Source organism: Actinoalloteichus spitiensis RMV-1378 (assembly GCF_000239155.1).
In the GTDB taxonomy this organism is placed as follows: domain Bacteria; phylum Actinomycetota; class Actinomycetes; order Mycobacteriales; family Pseudonocardiaceae; genus Actinoalloteichus_B; species Actinoalloteichus_B spitiensis.
On the sequence record NZ_AGVX02000879.1, the window covers coordinates 1 to 228 of the forward strand.

The window sequence follows — 228 nt, forward strand, 5'->3', positions numbered from 1 at the left end:
CGTGCCGGTGGCGTGTACGTCCCGGTCGACCCCGAACACCCGGCCGAGCGCACCGGATACGTCCTCACCGACAGTCGTGTCCTGTTCGTCCTGACCGAGGCAGCACTGGCCGACCGCGTGCCCGGTGAACACCCCGTGCTGGTGCTCGACGACCCCGAGGTCGAGCGCCGGTTGGCCGCTCAGGCTCCGGCTCCGGTGGTGTTCACCTGCCCCGAGCAGGCGTTGTAC

1 protein-coding gene is annotated in these 228 nt (G+C 70.6%); it reads left to right on the plus strand.

The annotated features are described in order from the left end of the window. Window positions 1-228 (plus strand): AMP-binding protein (locus tag ACTIDRAF_RS31605; protein WP_039789965.1); only part of this gene is annotated, 228 nt, incomplete at both ends.